Origin of the sequence: Mesorhizobium sp. M8A.F.Ca.ET.218.01.1.1, assembly GCF_004791165.1 — a bacterium.
Lineage (GTDB): Bacteria > Pseudomonadota > Alphaproteobacteria > Rhizobiales > Rhizobiaceae > Mesorhizobium.
Genome location: NZ_SRUZ01000007.1, coordinates 118458 through 140365, shown reverse-complemented (window position 1 = coordinate 140365; position 21908 = coordinate 118458). Strand labels below are relative to the sequence as shown.

At 65.3% G+C, this 21908-nt stretch carries 18 protein-coding genes and 1 pseudogene; 2 read left to right on the top strand and 17 right to left on the bottom strand.

All coding sequences use genetic code 11. The annotated features are described in order from the left end of the window. Positions 1–21 precede the first annotated feature (21 nt). The 7 genes and pseudogenes from EN861_RS24405 to EN861_RS24375 all read right to left on the bottom strand — a co-directional run bounded on the left by EN861_RS24405 (position 22) and on the right by EN861_RS24375 (position 5970). Complete coding sequence (locus EN861_RS24405) at positions 22–777, bottom strand: slipin family protein (protein WP_127278988.1); 756 nt, start codon at positions 775–777, stop codon at positions 22–24. Next, positions 774–2159, bottom strand: coding sequence for a nodulation protein NfeD (locus EN861_RS24400; protein ID WP_127870319.1), 1386 nt, complete (start codon positions 2157–2159; stop codon positions 774–776). Before EN861_RS24400 ends, EN861_RS24405 begins: the two co-directional genes overlap by 4 nt. 98 nt (positions 2160–2257) lie before the next feature. Beyond that, positions 2258–3139, bottom strand: coding sequence for a DMT family transporter (locus EN861_RS24395; protein ID WP_135866053.1), 882 nt, complete (start codon positions 3137–3139; stop codon positions 2258–2260). A gap of 143 nt (positions 3140–3282) precedes the next feature. Continuing rightward, the gene (arsK, locus tag EN861_RS24390) at positions 3283–4515 is read right to left on the bottom strand and encodes an arsenite efflux MFS transporter ArsK (protein WP_135866415.1); all 1233 of its coding nucleotides are present in this window, start codon (positions 4513–4515) and stop codon (positions 3283–3285) included. Further along, complete coding sequence (gene arsC, locus EN861_RS24385) at positions 4502–4915, bottom strand: arsenate reductase (glutaredoxin) (protein ID WP_135866413.1); 414 nt, start codon at positions 4913–4915, stop codon at positions 4502–4504. Before arsC ends, arsK begins: the two co-directional genes overlap by 14 nt. A gap of 39 nt (positions 4916–4954) precedes the next feature. Further along, positions 4955–5620: pseudogene (locus EN861_RS24380) on the bottom strand (MIP/aquaporin family protein); the annotation flags it as partial. Further along, complete coding sequence (locus tag EN861_RS24375) at positions 5617–5970, bottom strand: metalloregulator ArsR/SmtB family transcription factor (RefSeq protein WP_135866051.1); 354 nt, start codon at positions 5968–5970, stop codon at positions 5617–5619. The gene EN861_RS24375 and the pseudogene EN861_RS24380, both read right to left, overlap by 4 nt. A 42-nt stretch (positions 5971–6012) precedes the next feature. On the opposite strand from EN861_RS24375, the gene EN861_RS24370 reads away from it, so the two are divergent. Next, on the top strand, positions 6013–6555 hold the full coding sequence (locus EN861_RS24370) for a DUF6428 family protein (protein WP_135866049.1): 543 nt from the start codon (positions 6013–6015) through the stop codon (positions 6553–6555). Positions 6556–6589: 34 nt separating this feature from the next. Here the strand turns inward: EN861_RS24370 and EN861_RS24365 are convergent, their stop codons facing one another. The 9 genes from EN861_RS24365 to EN861_RS24325 all read right to left on the bottom strand — a co-directional run bounded on the left by EN861_RS24365 (position 6590) and on the right by EN861_RS24325 (position 18751). After that, entirely contained in the window at positions 6590–8086 is a 1497-nt protein-coding gene (locus EN861_RS24365) for a sulfatase (protein ID WP_135866047.1), read from the bottom strand. A gap of 78 nt (positions 8087–8164) precedes the next feature. Next, positions 8165–9139, bottom strand: coding sequence for an aliphatic sulfonate ABC transporter substrate-binding protein (locus EN861_RS24360; protein ID WP_245464447.1), 975 nt, complete (start codon positions 9137–9139; stop codon positions 8165–8167). Between the two features lie 41 nt (positions 9140–9180). After that, the gene (locus EN861_RS24355; protein WP_189343732.1) at positions 9181–9939 is read right to left on the bottom strand and encodes an ABC transporter ATP-binding protein; all 759 of its coding nucleotides are present in this window, start codon (positions 9937–9939) and stop codon (positions 9181–9183) included. An 11-nt stretch (positions 9940–9950) separates the two neighbouring features. Then, positions 9951–10751, bottom strand: coding sequence for an ABC transporter permease (locus tag EN861_RS24350; protein WP_127279633.1), 801 nt, complete (start codon positions 10749–10751; stop codon positions 9951–9953). After that, complete coding sequence (locus EN861_RS24345) at positions 10748–11878, bottom strand: ROK family transcriptional regulator (RefSeq protein ID WP_127279632.1); 1131 nt, start codon at positions 11876–11878, stop codon at positions 10748–10750. Before EN861_RS24345 ends, EN861_RS24350 begins: the two co-directional genes overlap by 4 nt. A gap of 179 nt (positions 11879–12057) precedes the next feature. Continuing rightward, positions 12058–12744 (bottom strand): aspartyl/asparaginyl beta-hydroxylase domain-containing protein, encoded by a 687-nt coding sequence (locus tag EN861_RS24340; protein WP_127279631.1) that lies wholly within the window; start codon positions 12742–12744, stop codon positions 12058–12060. Between the two features lie 165 nt (positions 12745–12909). Further along, positions 12910–14205: an HlyD family type I secretion periplasmic adaptor subunit gene (locus tag EN861_RS24335; protein WP_245512099.1), complete on the bottom strand. Its 1296-nt coding sequence runs from the start codon at positions 14203–14205 to the stop codon at positions 12910–12912. A 12-nt stretch (positions 14206–14217) separates the two neighbouring features. After that, a complete protein-coding gene (locus tag EN861_RS24330) occupies positions 14218–16110 on the bottom strand; it encodes a type I secretion system permease/ATPase (RefSeq protein ID WP_135866043.1) in 1893 nt (630 codons plus the stop codon). A 205-nt stretch (positions 16111–16315) separates the two neighbouring features. Then, complete coding sequence (locus EN861_RS24325) at positions 16316–18751, bottom strand: hypothetical protein (protein WP_189343719.1); 2436 nt, start codon at positions 18749–18751, stop codon at positions 16316–16318. Positions 18752–19570: 819 nt separating this feature from the next. On the opposite strand from EN861_RS24325, the gene EN861_RS24320 reads away from it, so the two are divergent. Beyond that, positions 19571–20338 (top strand): response regulator transcription factor, encoded by a 768-nt coding sequence (locus EN861_RS24320; RefSeq protein WP_189343718.1) that lies wholly within the window; start codon positions 19571–19573, stop codon positions 20336–20338. 80 nt (positions 20339–20418) lie between these two features. Here EN861_RS24320 and EN861_RS24315 read toward each other — a convergent pair whose 3' ends face one another. Further along, a complete protein-coding gene (locus tag EN861_RS24315) occupies positions 20419–21906 on the bottom strand; it encodes an efflux transporter outer membrane subunit (RefSeq protein ID WP_135866037.1) in 1488 nt (495 codons plus the stop codon). Between the last annotated feature and the right edge of the window lie 2 nt (positions 21907–21908).

Here is a 21908-nt window from a genome sequence, read left to right as displayed (position 1 = left end):
AGTTCCGATGCTGGCTCTCCTCTATTTCCCCTGCTTCAGGAACTGGCTGAGCAAATCCACCGGCAACGGGAACACGACGGTGGACGAGCGCTCGCCGGCGATATCGTGCAAGGCCTCGAAATAGCGCAGCTGCATGGCCTGCGGCTCGGCCGCCAGCATGCGGCCCGCCTCGACCAGTTTCGCCGCCGCCTGCTGCTCGCCTTCGGCATTGATCACCTTGGCGCGCCGCAGCCGCTCGGCCTCGGCCTGCTTGGCGATGGCGCGGACCATGTTCTCGTTGAGGTCGACATGCTTGATCTCGACATTGGACACCTTGATGCCCCACGCATCGGTGCGCTGGTCGAGAATTTCCTGGATGTCGCTGTTGAGCCTGTCGCGCTCGGCCAGCATCTCGTCGAGCTCGTGCTTGCCGAGCACCGATCGCAGCGTGGTCTGCGCCAGCTGGTTGGTGGCGGCCATGTAGTCCTCGACCTGGATGACCGCCCGCTCGGCGTCGACGATGCGGAAATAAAGCACGGCGTTGACCTTTACCGAGACATTGTCGCGCGAAATCACGTCCTGCGGCGGCACGTCCTGCACCACCACGCGCAGGTCGACCTTCACCATCTGCTGGACGAAGGGAACGAGGATGATGAGGCCCGGCCCCTTGACCCCGGTGAAGCGGCCGAGCGTGAAGACCACGCCGCGCTGATATTCCCGCAGGATGCGGATCGCCGCGGACAGGAAGATAACCACAAGAACCGCAAGCAGCAGGTAGGCCACATAGCCGATGTTCATTGCCTTGCTCCATTCCTTCCCGCGTCGCGCCGCCGCACGGTCAGCACGAGGTCGCTGATGTCGGTCACCTCGACGCTGTCGCCGGCCGCGACGGGTTCATCGGCCTTCGCCCGCCAGCGCTCGCCCAAGGCCAGCACATGGCCCTCGCCGCCCTGCCAGTCGAGGATCTCGGCCGGCTGGCCGCGCATCGCTTCGCCGCCGACGCGCGGCGGGTTTCGGCGCGCCGCCCAGAGATAGGTGCCGCTCAGCAGCGCCAATCCAAGCGTCAGCGCGGCGGCGGGACCGATGATCGCCCATGACAAGGCAAAGCCCGGCCCCTCGACCCGCAGCAGCATGGCGGCACCGAACAGAAAGGCGGCCACGCCGCCGAGCCCGAGCACGACGGTGGGATTGAAGGCCTCGATGATGAGGAAAACGACGCCGAGCAGCATCAGGGCAAGGCCGGTATAGTTGATCGGCAGGAGATCGAGCGCATAGAGGCCGAGCACGAGGCAGATGGTGCCGATGACGCCGGGCGCCACGGCCCCCGGGCTGGTGAACTCGAAGACGATGCCGTAGACGCCGACCAACATCAGGATGACGGCGGTGTTCGGATCGGTGATGACGGAAAGCAGCTGGATGAACCAGCCCGGCTTCAGCGTCTCGACCGGCAGCCCCTTCGTCGCCAGCACCACTTTCTTGCCGGCCACATCGACGGTGCGCCCATCGGCCAGCAGCAAGAGCTCGGTGGTGTCGCGGGCGACGAAATCGATCACATGTTCCTGCAATGCCGCATTGGCCGACAGGCTCGCCGCCTCGCGCACGGCCTTCTCGCCCCAGTCGCCGTTGCGGCCGCGCAGTTCCGCCAGCGAGCGGATCAGGGCGACCGCGTCATTGGTCACCTTGGCCATCATCGCGTCGCCCGCCGGCCGGCCGTTGGCGTCCTTCTGGTCGCCCTCGCCCTTCTGGTCGCTCTTGTCGCCGCCCGGAAGCGACGGCAGCCCGCCAATCTCCACCGGCGTCGCCGCGCCCAGATTGGTGCCGGGCGCCATGGCAGCGACATGGGTGGCGTAGAGGATATAGGTGCCGGCGCTCGCCGCATGGCCGCCGGCCGGCGCGACATAGCCGATGACAGGCACCGGCGACGCCAGGATATCGGCGATCATCTCGCGCATCGAGGTGACCAGCCCGCCCGGCGTGTCGAGCTGCAGGATGAGGACTGCGGCGTCCCGCCTGGCCGCGGCATCGAGCGCTTCCTTGAGCTGCCTGCTGCTTGCCGGCCCGATGGCGCCGTCAATGGCGACGCTTAGGGCCACCCTTTCGCTCCCGGCTGAGGAGAAGGGACAAAGAACAGCCGCGACGACGAAGGCCGCGGCAAGAAGGGCCACCCGCGCGAAGGTCACGCTCAAAGCTCCATGGACTCAATATGGGTTGTATTTTTGCGAAGTCCATGAAGGAGCCGACGTCGCAGATCGGCGACGGCCGAAGAGACGGCCTTCCCTTACTCCGGTGAAGGCACCGGCGGCTTCGAGGTCAGCGCCGTGCCGGCGGCGGCCACGATCACGGCGGCGATGCCGGCAAGTTGCGGCATGGTCAAGCTTTCCCGCAGGAACAGAAACCCGGCGAGCGCGCCGAGCCCCGGCTCCAGGCAGGTCAGCGTGCCGTAGATGCGGGCCGGCATGCGGGTCAGCGCCACCATCTCGAGGAAGAACGGCAGCGCGCTGGAGAACAGGCCGACGAGCAGCGCGCTGACCAGGATCGACGGCGCGAGCAGGCCGCTTCCCGCCTCGGCTATGCCGAAGGGCAGCACCAGCACGGCGGCGATGGCCATGCCATAGGCGGTGGTGCGGGTGCCGAGCTCCGCGCCCGCCTTCTGCGCCAGCACGATATACAGCGCCCAGAAACCGCCGGCGGCCAGCGCCAGCATCACGCCCACCGGGTCAAGCGGCTGCAGCGAGTGGATGAAGGGCGACAAAAGCACGATGCCGGCGACCGCCAGCGCGATCCAGCCAAAGTCGCTGGCACGCCGCGAGGTCAGCGTCGCCACCAGCAGCGGACCGGAAAACTCCAGCGCCACCGCGACGCCGAGCGGGATCCTGGCGAGCGCTGCGTAGAACAGAAGGTTGAGTGCGCAGAGCGTCACGCCATAGGCGACGAGCCACGGCAGCGTGGCGCGCGAGGGCCGCATCTGCCAGGGCCGCAGCACCGCGATCAGCATCAGGGCGCCGATGACGAGCCTGAGCGTCGTCGTGCCTTGCGCGCCGATCACCGGGAAAAGCGTCTTGGCGAAGGTGGCGCCGATCTGGATCGACACCATGGCACCCATCAGCGCCGCGACCGGCAAGGGTGCTGCCTCGCGGCTGGCAACCGGCATTGATGTCACTTTGGTTCATCCTCCATGCCGGCAGGCGCGAAGGCCGGCCGCATGGGAGATAGAGCGAACCGGCCCGCCTGTCGTGAGGCAGCGCGGATGCCTCGATGGGGGCACGGCCAGATGGCATGAACCGGCGGGCAACGCGTCGGACGTCACACCCGGTCGCCGCGCGCGTTCGGCAATCTGCTGATCGCCGCCAGTACAATCAGCGCGGCACCGCCCAGAAGCGCCATCGCCCCGAGCGACCAGGCGATGCCGATATTCACCATGGCGACCGACAAGGCAAAAGGCGCGACGGCCGAGACGATCAGCCGGGCCGACATCACTCGGCCCTGCAGGTGGCCGTAGCCATCGCTGCCGAACAATGTGAGCGGCAGCGAGCCGGTGACGATGCTGAAAAGCCCGTTGCCCATGCCGAAGATGACGGCGAACGCCATTGCGCCGGCGATGGAAGGCGCGGTGCCATCCAGCACGACCACACCGATTGTCATGAGACTGGCCGAGATGATGGCGAGCATCAAGGGCGACAGCTTGCCGCCGAAGACCATGTTGATGAAACGGCTCAAGACTTGCGACGGCCCGAACAGCGTTCCCACGATGGCGGCGGTCGCCCCGAGGCCAAGCCCGGAAAGCAGCGGCACCATGTGCACCAGCACGGCGGCGGCGATCAGGTTCTGCAGCGAGAAGGCAATGACCATCAGCGCAAGGCCGAGCGGCCGCGCCGGGGCGGGAAGCGATCCCTTGATGTGCCGTGGCGGCGCGCTTGCCGACCGCCTGCCCTTGGCCAGCCCATGCGAGAGCCAGGCGTGCAGCGGCAGGCAGACAAGCAGGTTCAGCCCCGCGAAGACAAGATAGACGCTCTGCCACGGCATATGCGCGTGCAGGGCCGACGTGATCGGCCAGAACACGGTCGATGCGAAGCCGGCAATGAGGGTGAGGTAGGTAATGCTGCGTTGCGCGGCATGCGGCCTGATCTGCACCAGCAGCGCGAAGGCGGCGCCGTACTGCACCAGGTTCGATGCCACTTCGAGGACGATCAGCGCCGCCACGAAGGCCACGGCGGTGGGAGCACTGGCGCAGCCGGCGAGTGCCGCCGCTGCCAGCACCGAGCCGGCGGTCATGATTTTTCCGGCGCCGAAGCGGTCGATCCAGCGCCCCAGCCAGGGCGCCGTCAGGCCGCCGATCAGCAAGGCGGCCGAAAGCGCGCCGAAAATCCATTCGGTGGGCCATCCCAAATCCCTGGCCATGTCGGCGGCGAGGATGCTGAAGCTGTAATAGAGCGTGCCGTAGCCGATGATCTGGGTGACCCCGAGGGCGGCAATCGCGGCTATCGGCGCGCGTTCCGAGGCATCGAGCTCGGAAAGGCCCCGATTACTTGATGCCACGGTCACCGGTCACCACCTCGCCATCTTCCTTGGTGAAGTGGGTCACCGGATGGTCAAGCAGGTCGAGCACAAGCTCGGACGGCCGGCACAGCCGCGTCCCCTTTGGCGTCTCGACGATCGGCCGGTTGATCAGGATCGGATGCCTCAGCATGGCATCGAGCAGCTGCTCGTCGCTCCATTTGGGATCAGCCAGGCCAAGCTCGGTATAGGGCGTGCCCTTTTCGCGCAGCAAGGCGCGCGCAGGAATTCCCATGGCGGCGATAAGCTGGCCCAGGCGGTCCCGGCTGGGTGGATGTTTCAGATATTCGATGACCACCGGCTCCTCGCCGCTCGCCCTGATCATGGCAAGCGTGTTGCGCGAGGTGCCGCAGTCGGGATTGTGGTAGACGGTGACGGTCATGGCGCGGCCTCGACGGCAAGAGGTTGGAATTTCGGATTGCGGCTGCAGCAGCCACGTCATCAACGCCAGCGCGAAGCCGGCGCCGGCGAACTCGGCGGCGATGAAGCCGGGAAGACTTGCCGGGCTGATTCCCGAATACGTCTCCGTGAGCGCCCTCGCCACCACCACCGCGGGATTGGCAAAGGACGTCGATGCGGTGAACCAGTAAGCAGCCGTGATATAGAGGCCCACCAGCCAGGGCACGGCCGCGCGTTCGAAGCGCAAGCCGGCCAGGATGACGGCGAGCAGGCCGAAGGTCGCGACGCCCTCCGAAAGCCATTGCGCGGCGCCGGTGCGGCCATGCGTCGACAGCGCCAGCGGCGCCAGGCCGAACATCAGATGCGCGATCACCGTGCCGACAATGCCGCCGGTAAGCTGGGCCAGCATATACCAGGCGCAGTCGCCGGCCGACAGCCGGCGCGAAAACGTCAGGGCGAGCGACACGGCCGGATTGAAATGGGCACCGGATATTGGGCCGAGGATTGTGATCAGCACGACGAGGCTCGCACCGGTTGGCAGCGTGTTGCAGAGAAGCGCCAGTGCGCCGTCGGCCGTCAGCGACCGCGCCATGATCCCTGAACCGACAACCGTAGCCACCAGCAGCGCCGTGCCAAGGCTTTCCGCGACCAGACGGCGCGGCAGGTCGAACTGGCGCTCGACTGTCATTGGGCCGCCTCTTGCGCATCGGCCGCACAGCAGCCCGGCGCCAGTGCCGGCGCGCAGATTTCCGGCCTTCCGGAGCAGCAATCCTCCATCAGGAAGCGGATCAGCCCGCTCAGCGCTTCATACTCGGCGCTATAGACCATGGAGCGGGAATCACGGCGCACGCTTACCAGCCCTGCCCGTTCGAGCTCCTTCAGGTGGAAGCTCACATTCGAGGCCGAGACGTCGACCTTCTCGGCGATGGCGCCTGCGGCAATACCATCCGGACCCGCGATCACCAGATGCCGCAGAATGCGCAGTCGTGTTTCTTGCGAAAGGGCTGCGAATGCGGACAGGGCTTGACGTTCATCCATATTTCAACAATCCTAGAAATGTTGAAACGAGGATTACCGCACATGCTCACCTCTGACAATCGGGAATTTGAATCCACCCCCGCCATCGCCGGTGATCCCGAGGACATCACCATCGCTGGCCTGCTGGGCTTTCTGGCCGGCCACGAGGACAGGCAGCTGGTGTTTTTCCATGATGGCCGGCCGGTGAAGCCCGGCTACCACGTCACCGAGGTGAAGGCCGGCACATTCGCCGCGCTGGATTGCGGCGCCAATCCCGAATCCTGGACCGAGATCTTCGTCCAGCTGTGGGACGTCGACGAGGACCGCACGCATATGCCGGCCGGAAAATTCTCGGCGATCATCCGCAAGGTGACGGAGCATGTCGATCTCGACCCTTCCGCCCGGCTGACCTTCGAGGTCAGCGACGGCGTGCGCCCGATCGCCCTGTATCGGGCCGCCCTTCCCCGGCTCGTCGGCGGCGCGGTGCATGTCGACCTTTCGCCCCGGCCGGCAAGCTGCAAGCCGCGCGACCGTTGGCTCGAGGAAGAGAGAAAAGCCAAGGCCTGTTGCGGGCCTTCCGCTTCGGCGCAGCCTTGCTGCCGATAAGTCGCCCACAACCAAGCGAGGAAGGCTTCGTCCCTCAGTTCAGGGACTGGCGGCGTGGCGGCGGTGCCGGGTGTCGCTGCTCCAGTTCGGACGCGGCCGCCGCACGGCCGGTCCGGCGCAGCCTTTCGAGGTAGCCCGGCAACTCGCCAAGGCAATGGAATGGCCCGCCCTCCCTGATCACCGTCACCAGCGGATCGACATCGCTGTCGCTTCTCCTGGCCATCGTGGTGCGCCAGTCCTCGAGCAGTCGGCTGGCGTGATCGACCACGTCGCCCCGGCTGCTGGAAAGGTCATGCTGCTCGTGCGGATCCTCGCTGAGGTTGAACAGGCTGACGGGCCCAAAGTCCTTGTAGCCGTCATGATAGGTGCGCAGCATCAGCCAGTCGGCGCCGTCGAGCCGGAACCGCACGCCGCGCTGCACGGCCCATGCGCCCTGGCTCAGCACCAGGAAATCGCGCCCACCCTCCTCGCCGGCGGCAAGCGCGGTCGCGAAGGATTGCCCGTCCCACAGCACTGGCACGCTGCCGCCAAGCCGGTCGATCAGCGTCGCGGCCCAGTCGAAATGATAGTGCAGGCCGGCATTGACGCCGCGCATGTCCTTGGCGCCAGGCCAGCGGATGACCAGAGGCACGTTGCAGGTGAACTCGTCGGCCGTCTGGTGGTCGCCCCAAACATTGAGCTCGCCGAGGTTCTCGCCGTGGTCGGCGCCGATGACGATGATGGTGTCGTCATAGAGGTTCTGCCGCTTCAGTTCCTCGATGATCAGGCCGACATGATGATCGGCGTAGAGCACACCCGTATCGTAGCCGTCGAACCAGGCCTTGACCTTGCCCATGTCGTCGATCGGCGACGGCATGCGCCGATATTTCGATCCGCCCGGCTCGACGTCGAAGCCCGAGGGCTCCCGAGGGCTGTGCGGACCGTAGCCGGCATGGCTCTTCTCGAACACCTCCTTCGTCATCCACTCCGGCAAAGGCTGGTCGGCGAACGGATCGCCGAACGAGTCCGGCGCACGATAGGGCGTGTGCGGATCCCAGACATTGACATGCAGGAACCATTTTTTTGCCGAGCCATTGCGCTTCAGCCAGTCGAGCGCCAGGCCCGACACCTCGTCGGCATTCTCCATGCCGGCCATGCCCGGATTGATGATCTCGTTGAAGCCGGCATACCAGTGCCAGCAGCCATGCCGCTCGCCAAAACTGCTGATCGTCGTCGTGTGGTAGCCGAGATCGCGCAGCGCCCGCATCCAGCCCTCCTCGTAGAAGGTGCCGGCCCAGGCCCGCCCGGCGCCCTCGCGGAACGGCTCGCAGGCGGTGCCGCCATGGCCGACCACGCCGGTGCGCATGCCGTGGCGGCCGCTCCACAGCGCCGTGCGCGACGGATGACAGGGCACGTCGGAGACATAGACGTTCTCGAAGCGGATGCCGTCGCGGGCGAGGCTGTCGATGACTGGAGAGGTGTTGCGATGATAGCCGTAGCAACCGAGATGGTCGCGCCTCAGGCTGTCGATGTCGATGTAGAGAACGTTCATGAAGGACTCGCCGCTTCCATGGTTGTCAAAGGCAGGCCCCGGCTGATTACCGGGGCTCGCGGTGTTCAAGAGCCGGCATCAGGCCGAAATATATTGATCGCCGAGATAGTAGTCCTTCGGGTCGAGCGAGGTCTCGAGCTTGCCGAAGGTCTTGAACAGGTCATTCATCGTCGCGAACCAGCCGTTCACGCTGCCGTCCTTGGTGAGCTTGGTGATCTCGGCCGAGGTCATGAAACGCCCGTAGCCGGCCTCGGTCTTCAATTGTTCGGCCGGAATGCCAAGCAGTTTCGAGGTGATCTCGATCGCCTTGTCCTGGTTGGCGGCGCGGAAATCCTGCGCGTCCTTGATGGCACGGACCACATTCTTGACGAGATCGGGATTGCCCTCGACCAGATCGTTGCGGGCGATGAAGACGCTCGGGAACGTGGTCTGCGGGTAGAAATCGTCGTTCTTGGCCAGTTCCACCAGGTCGGGAACCCGCGTCTTGATGATGCCGACGAACGGGTACCAGATGCCGGCCGCGTCGACCTGCTTGGAGGCGAAGGCCGCCACGATGGTGCTCGGGTCCATCTGCACGATGTCGAGGTCGGTCATCGCCATGTTGGCCTTGCGCAGCGCCAGCCGCAGCAGCATGTCGCCTGACGTGCCGGCCGCGATCGCCACCTTCCTGCCCTTGAGCTCGGCGATCGACTTGATGCCGGCCTGGGCGATCACCCGGTCGGAAAAGCCGACATCGTTGACGGCGATGATCTTGGCCTTGCCGGTCGCCGGCAGCCACAGCGCGCCTGGCCCGAGATAGCCGAACTCGAGGCTGTTGGCGCCCAGCGCCTGCACCTGGATCGGCCCGTTGGTGAAGACCTTGATGTCGGCGTCGACGCCATGCTTGGCATAGAAGCCTTGATCGGCGGCCACGCCGGAGATGCTCGCGCCCCAGAAGTCGCCATTGTAGCCGATGCGCGCCGGCGTCCCCGCTGCCCTGGCCTTGATGCCAGAGGCGGCGAACGCGGCCAGCGCCGCCGAGGATGCCATGAAATTCCGTCTTGTCAGCGTCACGCTACTCTCCTCCTGTTACTGGTGCTAAACGGCTTCCGCCGCTACTGGTGGTACACCGCTTGCCAGACGCGGTTGCGGATGGTCATGAACTCGGCCGAAAGCCGGATTTCCTCGGTTCTGGGATAAGGCAGCGGGACATCGATGATCTCCTTCAGCCTGCCCGGCCGCGCCGCCATGACGATGACGCGGTTGGCAAGGTAGACGGCCTCGTCGACATCATGGGTGATGAACATCACCGTGCGCCGCTCGCGGCTCCAGGTGTCGAGCAACTGGTCCTGAAGCTGCACGCGGGTCAGCGCGTCGAGCGCGCCGAACGGCTCGTCCATCAAAAGAATGGACGGGTCCACCGCATAGGCGCGCGCGATGGCGCAGCGCTGCTTCATGCCGCCGGACAGCGTCTTTGGCAGCGCGTCGGCGAAGTCGCCGAGGCCCACGAGGTCGATGAAACGCTCGGCGATCTGCCTGCGGCGCGAAGCCTCCTCGCCCTTGATGCGCAGCCCGAACTCGACGTTCTGGCGAACGGTCAGCCAGGGAAAGAGCGCGTATTGCTGGAAGATCATGCCGCGCTCCGGCCCCGGCCCTTCGACAGCCTTGCCGTCGACCAGCACGCTGCCCTCGCTCGGCCGCAACAGGCCGGCGGCGATGTTGAGCGCCGTCGACTTGCCGCAGCCGGAGGGGCCGACGACGGTGACGAACTCGCCGTCGGCGATGTCGAGCGACAGCCGGTCGAGCGCGATGAAGCTGTTGTCGCTCAGATCGAAGCGGCGGGTGACCTTGTCGAACACGATCTTTGGGACGATCCTGGAAGCCATCACACGCGCTCCTGCCAGACGGTGAGCCGGCGCTCGATCACCAGGAGGATGCGATCCATGGCAAGGCCGAGCAGGCCGATGGTGATCAGGCTGACGAAGATGGTCGGCAGGTCGTAATAAAGCTGCGCCTGCTGCATACGGAAGCCGAGCCCGGACTGCGCGGCGATCAGTTCGGCGGCGACCAGCGTCGCCCAGGCCGATCCAAGCCCGATGCGTACCCCGACCAGGATGAACGGCGTCGACGCCGGGATGATGACGCGCAGGAAGATCGTCATGTCTTTCGCGCCAAGCACCCGCGCGGCGTTGATCATCGTCTTGTCGACGCTGATGACGCCCTGATAGGTGGCGACGACGCTGGCCAGGAACGATGCCAGGAAGATGACGAAGATTTTTGGCGTCTCGTCGATGCCCATGGTGACGATCGCCAGCGGAATGATGGCGAGCGGCGGGATCATGCGGAAGAACTGCAGATAGGGCTCGATCAGCGAACGGGCGACCTTGTACCAGCCCATGACGAAGCCGACCGGGATCGCGAGGATGACGCCGAGCAGGAAGCCGGTCAGCACCCGCGCCAGGCTGGAGGCGATATCGGTGGCAAGCTGCCCGCTGGCGATGACATCACCGAACCGCGCCGCCACCTGCGGCGGCGGCGGCAGGCCGACCGCGCCGCCCGCCGTAAGCGCCCACCAGATGGCGACACCGGCGACGAGCCCGACGAGATTGAGCGCGAGGCCGGGATAGTCGATGCCTTGCCCTTCCGGCGTACCGCCTGGGCGCGTCGTCTTGGCTGCCTCGCTCATCGCGAAACCCCCGAATAGAAGAAGTGGTCGAGCGCCGCGGCCGAAGCGCCGATGGCGCCAGCGCCGGGGCCGAGGCTTGACCGCTCGATGCGCAGCACATCGCGCATCGGCGGCAGCACGCGGGGCGGAACGCCCTCGCGGATATGGTCGATGAAGCTTTCCGGCGCTTCGGCGAGATGGCCGCCAAAAACGATCAGGTCCGGATTGAGCAGGTTGGTCGCGGTCGCGATCGCTGTCGTCAGGTGCCTGAGTGCCGCGTTCCAGGGCTCGGGATATTTCTCCAACTCGGCCAGCAGCCGCTTGGGATGCGGCGCCTCGATATGCGCGTCGCGGGCCAGCGCCCGTTCGGACAGGAACGTCTCCAGGCAGCCTCTGTTGCCGCAGGCGCAGCGCTCGCCATTCTCTACCACCTGGACATGGCCGAGTTCGACGGCCCCATAGCCGCCGGGGCGGAATGGCATGCCGTTGATCACCAGCCCGGCGCCGAGGCCGGTGCGCAGGTAGATGTAAAGCAGCGCGGTGGCGTCGCGGCCGATGCCGTAGCGCGACTCCGCCAGCGCCATGGCGCTGACATTGTGCTCGACCACGGCGGGTATGCCGAGGGCCGTCTCGAGTTCGTCGGCGAAGGGCACGTCCTTCCAGTCGTAATTGACCGACTGCAAATTGCGCCGCCGCTTGGTGTCCACCGGGCCAGGCACGCCGAGCCCGAGGCCGATCAGCCGGGACCGCTCGACGCCTGTCTTGCGGATCAGTTGCTCGACGGTCCGCACCACCATGCCGATCACCGCGGCCGGTTCGCTGGTGGCGGTGTCGAAATACTGCGAGGCCATGGCTTTCGAGGAAGCCTTGAGGTCGGTGATCGTGGCATGGATGGTGCCGGCGCCGATGTGCACGCCAACCACCGACAGGGCATCCGGCACCAGCGCGACGCCGATGGCCGGCCGGCCGACGGGTGCGTCACCGGCGGCGGCCTGGTTGAGCTCGACGACCGTCCCTTCCCTGAGCAGATGCGCCGTCAGATGGGTCAGCGCGGTCGGCGATAGCGCAGTCCGCCGCGCCAGTTCGGCACGCGACTGCGGACCGTCGTCGCGCAGGATGCGCAGGATTGCTCCGTGATGGACGCCCATCTTCTCCTCCCTATTATTTTCTAATGTTAATAAATTAATTAAGGCTGTCAAGGACACGCCCACCACCGGGCGAATGACCGCGCCGCGTCGGCTGGTCGTCGCCACGTGAACAAGCAATTCAGAAGAGTGAGGACCTAGCGCTTTCCCTTGGAAATTGCTTAAAAACAAAGGGACAGGGTTCAGCCGGAGAAGGACACGCCCCTGTGGCGCATCCCCGCCTGCACGCCGCGCACGATGAGCCGGGACAGGATTTCCATGTCCAGCGGCATTCCCGGACGCCAGACGTCGAGCAACAGCGCAATGCGCGCCTCGTCGGCGTTGTTCATCACTTCGTGCGGGAAGGTGTCGTCCCACAGCATGCCTTCGCCATCCGTGATCCGCTTCTCCTGATGATTGATCATCATGATGGTCGCGGGGCGACCATCGGTCTGCCGCGGAATGACCAGGCCGAGATGAAAGCGCATGATGCCGCGAAACGGTCCGCGATGGCTGGGAATGTGCTTGCGCGGCGCCAGGAACGAGATGGCCGCCGATTTGACTTCGGGACACTCGGCGAGCAACTGGCTCAGAACCGGCATCCGCGCCAGGTTTTCGGGAACCCCGATGTCGTAGGCCTTGAGCACGAACATGCGCCAGTCGAGGCCGTCATTGGCCGAGATCTCGGCCTGCTCCGGCATGATGTCGTGGAAGCGCGGCGCCCCGCCCAGCCGCACCGCGAGCGCTTCGTCGCGTATGCCGCGCCAGGCGGCGATGAATTTCGCCGCGTTCGGAAAATCGGTGGCGGCATCGAGGATAGCCGGCGCGTCTATGCGCCTTTCATAGACACGCCGGACCCCATTGGATGCAAGATCGTAGACGCGGGACATCGCATAGCCTCGATGACACCATAAACGGACAGCCGATGGTTCGGGTTGCACATTTTGGTCATCGCGTCGTGAACTACCCGGACAGCCATGGGCCAGGTCCTGTGCCGGCCACCCGGCAATCCGAGGCAATTCGTCAACCGGATCGAACGATCCCAGATGTCCCGCTCATTCCCTGAAGGCGCGGTTGAGCTGATCCTGCAGCGGTTTGACGAGGTAGGAGATCACGGTTCGGTCGGCGGTCTTGATGAAGGATTCGACCGGCATGCCCGGAACCAGCTTGACCTCGCCGAGGCGCGCGATCTCCGAGTTCGTCGTCGCGATGCGGACAGTATAGTAGCTGATGCCGGTGCGCTGGTCGGTCGTCGTGTCCGGCGAGGTTCGTTCGACCGTCCCGTTGATCTGCGGCGTGGTGCGCTGGTTGAAGGCCGAGAAGCGCAGCGCCGCCGGCTGGCCGACCCACAGCTGGTCGATGTCGCTCGGCGCGATCTTGGCCTCGACCGTCAGGCTGTCGCTGTCGGGCACGATCTGCATGATCGTCTGGCCAGGGGTGATGACGCCGCCGACGGTGTGGGCGATGGATTGCTGCACGATGCCGTCCTGCGGCGCGCGGATGTCGATGCGCCTGAGCTGGTCCTCGGCGGCGATCTTGCGCTCCGTCAGTTCGCCGACCTTGCCGTCGATCTCGCGCAAATCCTTGTTGACGTCGGTGCTGAGTTCGAGGTCGATCTGGAGGATCTGCAAATTGATCTCGGCGATCTTGCCCTGGGCCTGCGCCAGGGCCGCCGTCAACTGGCCGCGCTCGCCATCGAGCCGCGCCGACTCGCGCTCCATGGCGGTCAGGCGGTCGATCGAGATCAGCCGCTTCTTCCACAGCGCGCGTATGCTGGCCAGTTCCTCCTCGACAAGCGCGATTTCTTGCGACTTGGCTTCCGCCTGGGCCGTGTCCCCGCCAATCTCTTTCTGCAGCTGCAGGATGCGCTCCTGCAACTGGCCCTTCCGGCCGGAACGATCCGCACGCCTTGTCTCGAAGACCTGTTCCTCGCCGGCGATGATCTCCGCGATCGCCGCATCACCGCGACGATCGAGAATATCTCTGGGGAAGGCGATGGCATCGGCACCCCGGCGCTCCGCTTCGAGGCGCGCCTCGCGTGCCGACAACTGATCGAGGGCCTTGGTGACGACGGCGAGGTTGGCCGCCGGCACGGTGGGATCGAGGCGCACGAGCAGCGCCCCGCGCTTGACACGGTCGCCGTCACGCGCCGCGATCTCGCCGACGATGCCGCCGGTCGAATGCTGTACGTCCTTGACGTGGGAATCCACGACGAGGACCCCCGACGCGATGACCGCTCCCGAGATCCGCGTCAGCGAGGCCCAGCCGCCGACGCCGCCGACCAGCACCGCGACCGCGACGAGGCCCCAGCCCATGTAGCGTTGAATGGACTGGTGGGAGGAACTCGGCATCATCCCTCCCCTTTACTCGCCTGCCGCCGCCGCGCCCGGCCGCGGCGCCGGCTCCTCGGTGGCGAGCCTGAGGTGCGGCACGGCGCTCACCGCCGGTTGCGGCCGCGGAAACAGCTTGGCCAAGACATCGTCCTTGAGCCCGAACGCCTGGACGCGGCCCTGGCTCATGGCGAGGATGAAATCGACCGTGCCGAGCGCGCTTGGCCGGTGTGCCACGAGCACGACGATGCCGCCACGTTGCCGCACCGACACAATAGCCTGAAACAGCGCCTGTTCGCCTTCGGCGTCGAGGTTGGAATTCGGTTCGTCGAGCACCACCAGGAACGGATCGCGATAGAGCGCGCGGGCCAGCGCGATGCGCTGGCGCTGACCGGCCGAGACGGCCTCGCCAAGTTCGCCGATCTGCGTCTCGTAGCCATCGCGGAAACCGACGATGAGATCATGCGCGCCGGCTGCCCTGGCGGCTGCGATCACCAATGCGGGATCGGCGTCGGGTTCGAAACGCGCGATGTTCTCGGCGATCGAGCCGGCGAACAACTCGACGTCCTGCGGCAGATAACCGATGAAATGGCCGCGGTCTTCCGGCGACCACTGATCGAGGTCGGCGCCGTCGAGCCGGATCCTGCCGGCGGCCGACGGCCAGGCTCCGACAAGCGCCCTGACCAGCGTCGACTTGCCCGAACCGCTCTGACCGATAATGCCGACGGCGTGTCCCGCTTCCAGTGCGAAGCTGGCGTCCTGCACCAGCAGCCGCTGCACGCCGGGCGCGGCGACGCTGACGTTCTGCATGAAGACGTGGCGGCTCGGCGCGGGCATGACCATCGGCTCGGCATCGGCGGGCAATGCGGCAAGAATCTTGGTCAGCCGCTGCCAGCCCTGCCGCGCGGTCAGGAAACCTTTCCAGTTGGCGATGACCAGATCGACGGGCGCCAGCGCCCGCCCGCTCAGGATCGATGCCGTGATGATGATGCCCGCGGTCGCCTGCTGTTCGATGACCAGCCAGGCGCCGATGCCGAGCATGGCCGATTGCAGGAGCATGCGTAGCACCTTGGACACGGCGCCGAAGCCGCCGGCGATATCGCTGACGCTGCGCTGCTCGGCGAGATAGTCGCGGTTGGCCTCTTCCCATCGCTTCGCCATCCTGCCGCCCATGCCGAGAGCCGCGATGACTTCCGCGTTGCGGTTGCCGGTCGTGGTCAGGCCGTTGCGGATGATGCCGGTCTGGGTGCCTGATGTGACCGGCTTGCGCGTCAGCCGCTCGGCATGGACGGTCAACAGGACGAGCACGATCGCTCCGACCAGGGCGGTTACGCCGAGGAGCACGTGGAACATGAAGATGATGGCTAGATAGAGCGGCAGCCACGGCAGGTCGAACAGCGCGGTCGGGCCGGTGCCCGACAGGAAGGTCCGCACGCTGTCGAGATCGCGCACCGGCTGCATGCTGTCGCCATTGCGCCCGACCTTGAGCGGCAGCTTGAGGACGCTGGAATAGACGCGGGCGCCGAGCGCTTCGTCGAGGGCTCCCCCGATGCGCACCAGGATGCGGCCGCGGATGAAATCGAGCACGCCTTGTCCGGCGTAGAGGATGGCTACGAGCAGGCTGAGGCCGATCAGCGTCGGCACGCTGCGGCTCGGCAGCACGCGATCGTAGACCTCGAGCATATAGATCGAACTGGACAACATCAGGACGTTGAGGACGCCGCTGAACAGTGCGATGGCGATGAAGGCCGAGCGGCAGGATTTGATTGCCGCCGAGAGTTCCGATCCCTGCTGCCGAGGATTGGGCTGCCGGGCACCGGGCCCGGCAGCCTTTCGCGCCGTCGCCGCGACGCCGGGGGCTGCGCCAGGAGCGGTTTCAGCGCGAAAAGGATTGCGTCCCCGAAACAGCAGAAGAGCGCCAAACATCGCGAACGCCAGGCAGAACAGCCAGACGCCTGGCGATGTCGTCAACATGCCACCGAGTGCAGGAAAAAGGGCGCAGGCTATCAAAACCAGACCCAAGGACCTGACCCTGGCCTGCGCCGAATTGAAGATCGCGGAGCCCCTTTCCATGCCAATCCATGTGGGCGGCGCTGCGGCAAGGCACCCGGCCGACGGCCGGAGACCAGCCTCAGGCGATGCCCGTCAGGCCCCCCACTAGATGCAGCGTGAGCCAGAATTGATCGAGCGTGTTGGGATGCTCTTCGACGATGTTGGTCCCGTCGAACCAGGCGACATTGCCGGCCGGTCCCGGTCCGGACGTCACCAGTTGCCCCTGGTTGAACCACATCAGCGCATTCTTGAGGCCCTCGCCATCGGCCTCCTTGCCGCCGTTCCAGTCGGTGATGCCGGAGCTCGGATCGGTGACGTCGACATAGCTTGTCCAGGCAGCCGACGAAGTCTTCACCGCCGCACCCGTAAGCGCCGTGTGAGCCCCATTCTCATCAACGACCCCGTCATTGTTGGTATCGACATTCACGCCGACAGTTGACCACGCTCCTTGCTTGGTCAGCCACATCACCGCCTCGTCGATCAGGTCGTTGGGCTGACCGACATGGTTGTCGATGTTGAGCTGGGTGGCGATCGCCTGTTGCAACATGATGACGCGTGCGTCACCGCCGGTCGAACTCGATTCGATGGACTTGGCCAGAGCGTTCGAAATCAGGAGATCGTGCGCATCGTTGGCAATGCCGTCGCCGTTGCTGTCGCCGAGCAGCAAATAGCCATCCGTACGCGGATTGACGTCGAGGCCGGACAGAACATGGCTGGCGACGGCGCTCTTGGTGGGATTGCCCTCATTGCCGGCAATATTGTCCCATGCATCCGCGTGGCTGCCCCAGAATCCCTGCGTCAGCGCCTTGTTCGAGAAGCCTTCATAGTCGCTGCTGTCGGTGGCGAGCGGCGTACGCGAATGCAAGGCCGTGTCGACGAAGGCATCGGTGGTGGCCGTTGCGTTGTTGACGTAGCTACCCAGCTGCGCGACGCCGGTCGCCTGGTAGTGCCAGGTCTCATTTGTATCGAGCAGGCCGTTCTGGTTGATGTCGCCGCTGTTGAAGCCGCCGCTGAGGATAGCGGTTGGATGGAAATCATCGCCGGTGCCGGCGGTGCCGTTGTCGTCGGTCACGACCACATGGGCGAGCGCGACATTGCCGTCGTTTTTGACATCGTAGGTCCAGGTCACCGGCTGGCCCTGGAAGATGTTGAGGTCATGGTCGACGCCGTTGGTCTTCTTGTCGAGCGTGATGTGCGGATCGGCGCCGGTATAGCCGGAGTCGTCGGTGGCCGTGGCGGTGCGTGTGTGGTTGGCATCGTCGGTGAAGGAGCCGGAGGCGGTACCGGTGTTGCTGTAAGGGCCAGCCGCGGAGGTACCGGTTGCCGAGAACTTCCAGATCTCGCCGGCGTCGAGCATGTTGTTGTCGTTGCTGTCGCCGATATTGGTGACATGGCCGTTGCCAAGCACCGCGACCGGCGTCACGCCGCCGTCGCTGTCGGTCACGGAGATACTCGACAGCGCGACGTTGCCGATATTGGTCACCGTGTATTCCCACGAGATCGGCTCGTTGGTCAGGATCGTCAGAGTGTCGCCCTTGACCCCGTCGTCGACCGTCACCTTGTCGATCTTGATCTCGGGATCGGCGCCGAAATAGCTGGAGCCGTCGCTGTCTGTTACGGTGACCGCCCCGGCCGAGCCGGTCACCGTCCCGATATTGGCATAGTCGCCGATGACGGCCTTGTCGATGCTGGTGCCGATGAAGCTCCAGTGCTCGGTGGTGTCGAGCTTGCCGTCCTGGTTGGTGTCCCCGACGTTGAAACCGCCGCTGAGAACCGCCGTCACGACCACGTCATTGTGGTCGTCGGTGACGACGATGTTCGACAATGCGACATTGCCGGTATTGCTGACCGTGTATTGCCAGGTGATCGTGTCCCCGGAGAGAACCTGCAGATCGTCGCCGATCGCCGAGCCGTCGACCGTTACCTTGTCGATGCCGATTCCAGGCGCATCAGTGCCGGTGCCGGGCGTCGTAAGCGTGCGCCACTCCTCGAAGCCCCCATTGGCCCCTGAGAAGCTCGAAAACAGCGTCACATAGGAGTCGGGAGAGACACCGGCCGCCGTGAAGTCGCTGACCGGCACGAGCACCCGGTAGTCGTCCGTTCCCGAGCCATGATTGGAGTCAATCAAATACTGGGGGTCGTTCAGGTCAAGATGAAAGACGGTGGTGAATCCCGCAAAATCCGCATCGTAGTCGGCAAGCGTTGCTCCGGCGTTTGAAATGTAGATGTCCAGGCCGGTCAGCGTGATGTTGCCGTTTGTCTCATTGTTGCTTTCATTGAGGTCGAGCCGGAATTCGATATAGTCGACGCCGTCGACATTGATCGACTGCATGTTGCCGTATTGCAGGTCGTGGGTGAAGGACGCCTTGTTGTCGACGACGTTGCCGTTCTGGTCGGTGTTGAAGCCCTCCTCGATACCTGTCGCCTGCAGCCTCAGGAAGGAATCGTAATTGCCGGTGCCCGAACCTTCCGTCGTAGCCTCGAGAAGGACGCCATTGCCAATATCGATCGCCATGCTACTTCCTCCACATTTGGTCGGCGGTCGGGCCGCCCCCATCTATTCCGGCCTGATTGCAGCGCCGGCGCGCAACGTCCGAGGGACGCGGCCATGCAGGCGAGCAATCGTTCGTGACAAAATCGACGGCTTTGAAAGGAGAAAGGATCGGCGAGGAGACTGCCTCCCATTCGCCGAGCACAGCTATTCCCGTATGACGGAACTGGCCCGCCGTCGGACTGACCGGTATACCCACACCCAAAGCCTCAACACCCCCAACAATCCTACGATTGCCTGGACGTTAATATTTCCCAAACCATATTGCGCAGGTTGTAATGCGTCCGTCTATATAACCTCGGTTATAGGCAGAAAATCGATATCGGTTCTGAAAAAATGCTTTCCGCATCCAAGAATAATGGCCTCGCATTGGTTGAATTATTTCAGGCACATGAGATCCGTGGACCGAAAAAAGCAAAAATTCCGGGATGATGCGGTTGAATTATTCAAGATGAAGACCAGCATCGCCACACCGGCGTGACATCTGCTTTCAGTCCGCCGCCACGCATTTTACACGGCGCGCCGCTTGAGGATTAACTAAGCAGTTGCTAATGTTTTGCGCAACCACGCTGCCTCTGTCAGCATGGCCTCACGCTTCGCAGGATGAGGGCCGGGTCGCGATGTTCGCTTCCGGCACGACGAAGTCGCTGATGTGTCACAAAGACACGCAAGGGGAGAAGACGCCATGACCGAGCACGGGCGCCGGCGGCCACCGGAAGCCATCGATGGCCGCACCGCGCCATGGGACCCTGGCCGAGAAGTTCGGCAGCCAGCGAACTGAACATGGTCACGGTTTTCGTCGCCGACGACCACCCGCTGCTGTTGCACGGCCTGATCGACATGATTGCCCGCGACCCGGATTTCGCGGTGATCGGTTCGGCTCGGGACGGCGCGGCCGCCCTGACGGCCATCCAGCGCGACGTGCCTGATGTCGCGGTGCTCGACATCAGCATGCCGGGACTGAGCGGCCTCGATGTCGCCGCCGAAATCGGCCGGCTGGGGCTCGCGACGTCCTGCGTGCTTTTAACGGTCGGCGCCTCCCAGGCCCAACTTTACGACGCTGTCGCGGCAGGCGTTGCCGGCATTGTGTTCAAGGAGGCCGCGGTCGACGCCCTGCTCAAATGCCTGCACCGGGTTGCCGCCGGAGGCCGGTGGCTGCCCGCCGAGATTGTCAGCGAGGCCGTCCAGAACGAGGCGTCGCGCAGGACGAAATGGCGGAGCCTCTCGCAGAGGCTGACGAGCCGCGAAATCGAGATCGCGCGGCAAGTTCTCGCCGACAAGCCGACCGGGCAGATCGCCTTCGACGTCGGCATCTCGAAAGGTACGCTGAAAATTCATATGAACAACATTTACCGCAAATTGCAGGTCTCTTCGCGGACTGAGCTCTCGCAACTCGCCGCCGGCCAGATCGAACCGGGTGTCGCGCATGCGGTGAATGGCGCCGCCGCGACGGTCGTGAAAGCACTGGCGGCGCCTGACGCCGGCGAAGGCCTGGCGCGCCCGCCGGCGCGGCAAACGCCAGCTCGGCGCCGGGAGTCCGACAAGGGATAGCCGTCAGGCCGACGATCACATGTCACGCCAAAGCGGCAAACCTGCGGGACGGACAGAACAGCCCGTCTCCATGAAGCCGCTTAGGGCTCCGCCTTCGCCAGCCGCGGCCCGGTCTTGACGTCGACGATCTCGGGCTTGTCGGTATCGACCGCGCCGTCCCAGCCGCCGCCGAGCGCCTTGTTGAGAGCGATGTAATTGGTCGCCAAAAGGACGCGGCTCTGCAGCAGCGAATCCTCGGCCGAGTAGAGCGAGCGCTGGGCGTCGAGCACGTCGAGAAGGCTGGTCTCGCCCGCCTTGTACAGCGTGCCTTCCAGCCGCGCCGCATCGCCGTAGGATTTCGCCGACGCGGCGAGCTTGCCGATGCGGATGCGCTCCTGCGCCATCAGCACCAGCGCGTTCTCGACATCCTCGAGCGCGGTCAGCACCGAGGACCGGTAGGCGATGAAATACCGATCGCGCTGCGCGCGGGCAACGTCGGCGGCCGCCTGCAACTGGCCGGCGTTGAACAGCGGCACGCTGAGCGTCGGCCCGAAGGACCAGCCGATGGACGAATTCTTGCCGAGGTCGCCGAGATTGAGGGCGGCCGTGCTGATGTTTCCCGTCAGGCTGACCGAGGGATAGCGCGCCGCCTCGGCCTGGCCGACCTTGGCGGTGTATTGCGCGTATTGCCGCTCGGCCATCAGCACATCCGGGCGCGACAGCAGGATGTCGGCCGGAATTCCGGTCGGCATCGGCAAGCGTGGCGCCGGGATCGGCTTGCCGCGCTTCAGCCGCTCGTTGAGTGCCGCCGGTGGCCGGCCGGTCAGCACCGAAAGGCGATGCACCGCTTCGGCATAGCTTGCTTCCAGCGTCGGCACAGCGGCCTCGGTGCTGGCCGCTTGGCCCATCGCCTTGGCGACATCGGCCGCCGTCGCCGACCCCGCCTGCGCCATGGTGCGGGTGAGTTCGGCGGTCTGCCGCTGCGACACGGCCGAACGCCGGGCGAGCGCGATGCGCGCCTGGTAGCCGCGCGCCTGGGTGTAATAGGACGCGACATCGCCGACCAGGGTCAGAAGGATCGAGCGCAATTCCTGCTCGGACGCATCCACCCCATAGCGCGCGGCCTCGACGCCCCTGCGGTTGGCGCCGAACAGGTCGAGTTCCCAGCTGGCGTCGAAGCCGGCCTGGTATTCCGCGTAGATGGAATTGGTGCCCGATGTCGTCTCGGCCGACTTGTTGCGCGTGATCGAGCCGGATCCATCCACCGACGGCAGCAATGTGCCGGCGCTCTGGCGGTAGCTGGCGCGCGCCTCGCGGATCTTGGCCTTCGCGGTCGCGACATCGAGATTGCCGGCGACCGCTTCCGCGACAAGCATGTTGAGCTGCGGGTCGCGCAGGCGCTGCCACCATTGTGAAAGCCGCGCCGGCTGGGCGGACTTGGTCGGCTTCTGGCCGCTCCAGTTTGCCGGCATCGGCAGGATGGGCGTCCGATAGTCCGGACCGACGACGCATCCCGCGAGCAAGGCCGCGCTGAAAATAGGCGCAAGGAGCCGCCTCGCGGCCACCGAGCCACGTTCAAGACCTGTCATGT